The following is a 3,357-nucleotide window of genomic DNA, read 5'->3' as shown; positions in this document are numbered from 1 at the left end:
CCGGCCGTCTTGCGATCAAAGTCGGTCGTGAAGCGAGCGGCAGCGATCACTAACGCCAGGGGACGGCGCTAAGGGAGGAAGAAGCGGGCTTCGAACACTGTGTTTGCCTACCTCCGCAAACGTCCCGTTAACTAGTTGATTTATCGGAAAATCGGCGGAAACACTGTCCACAGACGTTCGTTGACGATCGCCCAAAACCACGTCAAAATGTGGGCCTGGATGTGGGATTGAAAAAGAGGGTACATGGCGAGGGTCAACGTTCTATCGGCAAGGACGGTGTCAGCATTGCGCAAGCCCGGCCGGTATGTCGACGGCATGGGGTTACAGCTTCGCATCGACCCCAGGGGCAACAAGAGTTGGATTTTTCGCTACCAACACAACGGTCGTCGGCATGATCTTGGGCTCGGGTCCTGGCCCGAAGTGACCCTAGCGGAAGCTCGTAACAAGGCGCTCACGGCTCGTCGTCAAATACTCGACGGCGACGATCCGATCGTTGCCCGTAGGGCGAACCGAGCTCGCTCAGCGGCAATCACTTTCCAGGAATGCGCAGAGCGCTACATCGCCGCGCACTCCGCCGGTTGGAGGAGCCCGATCCATGCCAAGCAGTGGCCCAGCACACTTACGGCCTATGTTTATCCCGTATTCGGCGCGCTCCCCGTCCAGGATATCGATGTCGGGCTGGTGCTGCGGGCGATCGAGCCGATTTGGACAACCAAGCCTGAGACGGCCGGACGGGTCCGCGGTCGCATCGAAGCTGTCCTCGATTGGGCCAAGGCGCGGGAATATCGGCAAGGTGAGAACCCGGCACGGTGGCGTGGCCATCTCGACCACCTGTTGCCGGCTCGCGGGAAGGTGCGCAAGGTCGAACACCACGCTGCCCTCCCCTACCCCGAACTGCCCGCCTTCATGGCCGAGCTTCGCCGACGGGGAGGGGTCGCCGCTCGCGCGATGGAGTTTGCCATCCTGACGGTAGCGCGTACCGGTGAGGTGATCGGCGCAACGTGGTCGGACATCGATCGTGAAGCCCGCGTGTGGACCATTCCCGCGAGCCGTATGAAATCTGACCGCGAACACCGTGTTCCCCTTAGCGATGCGGCGCTAGCGGTCCTGCCATCAACGTCTGAGTCAGCATCCGAAACGGCGAAGGTGTTTCCCATCTCGAATATGGCGATGGCGATGACCTTACGCCGGATGGGACGCGGTGATCTGACGGTGCACGGGTTCCGGTCAAGCTTCTCCGACTGGACAGCCGAGCGAACAGACTTCCCAAGCGATGTCCGCGAAATGGCTCTCGCTCATGTCGTCTCCGACAAGGTCGAGGCAGCCTACCGACGCGGGGACCTATTCGAGAAGCACCGCGCTCTAGCTAACGCGTGGGCCCACTTCTGTAGCGGCGCGGACGGCTAGTCTTTGTATAGGCCAAGGTGGTTCGCTCGATGCTCGAAACTCGCGTCGGCAGATGCATCAGGAGGCTCTTCGCCGCAGCTGTATCAAGACGGGCAAGCCGGCGCTGGTCGACGCGGTGACCCAGCACCGATCAGGCCAAAAATCCTGCTCCCGAAAAAGCCCCGGAGCCGACAATGCCGATTGAGTTCCTGTGCCCGTGCTGCCAAGCTGCCGCGGCAGGCGCCGCCTCGGCGCGCCTCGGGTAGATCCCAGCCAGGAGGAAACGGGCATGGCCATGCAACTCGGGCACGTCCACATCAAGACCGGAGAGGATCCGCAGAAGGTCGCTAAGTTCTACATCGACAATTTCGGCGCGACCGTGAAGCGGGAAATTCCCGGCCGCGGCTGCCAGCTCGACCTGCACGGCGTGCAGCTCAACGTGACGACGATCATCGCCGACCAGAACCATGAGCAGCATGTCGGCATCGAGCACATCGCGATCGAGACCGACGATTATGCCGGCACGCTCGCCAACATTAAGAAGAACGGCGCGCAGATCCTCGAAGAGCGTTTCAACAATGGCCGGCATGTGTGCTGGGTTGCCGCGCCCGACGGCGCGCAGATGGAGCTGATCGAGAAGGTCTGAGGAAGGCGCCGCCCCGCAGCTATACCCCCGCCGGTGGGGGGTACGGGATCAGCCCATCTCTCCGGACCGGTGATCCTGTACCCCGCGCCGGTGATCGGCGGCCGCCCGCTCGCCGCTGCCGGACCGCAAATCAGTAATAATGCGCGCCGCCATTGACGTGGATCGTCTGGCCGGTGACGAACCCGCCATCCTCGCTGACCAGGAACCGGCCTATAATTCCCTCAGGTTCCGCACAGTCGGGTGGCAAATCCCTTCACAAGAGGGTCGGGGCGGGGAAAATGAACAGTGACGATGACCCAGAAGTGCTGCAGACCGTGCTAAGAGCCGCCGCACTAGAGGAGACCGAAAGCTACTTGGTGCGAGGTCGGCGATTTGAGCGCCTCTCAAAAGAAGATCTCTCGGAGCGTTGGATCGCTGGCTTTAAGGCATGGTGTAGGGATCGCACCCTGGAGCTGCAGCGCGAATTCGACGACGCCGCGGCCGAGTTGATGTTACGGGGCGAAGAACCGCCCTTTGACGCGGTCCGGGATGAAACCGCCGCTCTGGCGGACGAGGCCGCCCGTGATGTCTCAACCCACGGAGGCGCCGACAGAGCACGGTTGAGAGCACGGATCAGGGAACTGTTGACGCAGGGTCGAGGACGCCCGACGCAATAGAAGGTCGCCGTGAAATCACCCCGGTCGATGGCCATAGGCGGTACGCGGCGGCATGGGTAGAACGGTTGCATTGTTCAGAGTCTCATACGGGTCGATTTGCCTCCCGGTCACAAACGCCGCGAACGGAACCGCATGGATGACTCCCGATGTGGTCGCGCGCGAGAGCCTCATAACGTTTGGGCCGCAAGTTCGTTAACCCCCGCGAGGGTGTAATTCTTGTGCTGGCTGGTTGACTTGTACTGGCTGTGACGGGGCATACTCGCCGCTCGCCCGGAACTGTCTCATAAATCCCCGATCACCGGCATCGCCTTCTGCTGCGCTGCGGGCCGCGAGCGGTCTGGGCGATGGCGGCGCCCGCACCGAGGATCAGGAGTTCGCACCGGTTCACTCAATCACCTCCGTCGTGGGCGATCAGGCGAACGAACCTACCCCGCTGCGCCGTGGGCAACGCAAAAGCGCACCGGATCATCATCGACGGCACCGTCATCAGCTTGTCAGCTTGAGAGGGACCGAGGGTTCGCAGACTCGCCGCTGGAGGGGGGAGTCAGCTGCGAACTCGTCTCTGAAAATGCCAAATTCCCTGCTAGCAGGGAGTTTACAGGGAATTTCATCGATTCGGGCCTCGGCGGCGCCTCGGAGGCAGCGAAAAAGGGCATGAAATCAGTTTCT

General features: G+C 61.9%; 3 protein-coding genes. All 3 read left to right on the top strand.

The annotated features are described in order from the left end of the window. Window positions 1-243: 243 nt before the first annotated feature. Entirely contained in the window at window positions 244-1,407 is a 1,164-nt protein-coding gene (locus VNX23_RS00395; RefSeq protein WP_325626847.1) for a tyrosine-type recombinase/integrase, read from the top strand. A 268-nt stretch (window positions 1,408-1,675) separates the two neighbouring features. After that, on the top strand, window positions 1,676-2,032 hold the full coding sequence (locus VNX23_RS00390) for a VOC family protein (RefSeq protein ID WP_325626845.1): 357 nt from the start codon (window positions 1,676-1,678) through the stop codon (window positions 2,030-2,032). A 278-nt stretch (window positions 2,033-2,310) separates the two neighbouring features. After that, complete coding sequence (locus tag VNX23_RS00385; protein WP_325626843.1) at window positions 2,311-2,688, top strand: hypothetical protein; 378 nt, start codon at window positions 2,311-2,313, stop codon at window positions 2,686-2,688. Window positions 2,689-3,357 lie beyond the last annotated feature (669 nt).

This window comes from Bradyrhizobium sp. (assembly GCF_035570375.1).
In the GTDB taxonomy this organism is placed as follows: domain Bacteria; phylum Pseudomonadota; class Alphaproteobacteria; order Rhizobiales; family Xanthobacteraceae; genus Bradyrhizobium.
This window is presented reverse-complemented; position numbering and strand designations above follow the sequence as displayed.

Excerpts from the sequence above, each read along its gene's own strand:
- VNX23_RS00395 (WP_325626847.1), top strand. The coding sequence starts at position 244 with ATGGCGAGGGTCAACGTTCTATCGGCAAGGACGGTGTCAGCATTGCGC.
- VNX23_RS00385 (WP_325626843.1), top strand. The coding sequence starts at position 2,311 with ATGAACAGTGACGATGACCCAGAAGTGCTGCAGACCGTGCTAAGAGCC.
- VNX23_RS00390 (WP_325626845.1), top strand. The coding sequence starts at position 1,676 with ATGGCCATGCAACTCGGGCACGTCCACATCAAGACCGGAGAGGATCCG.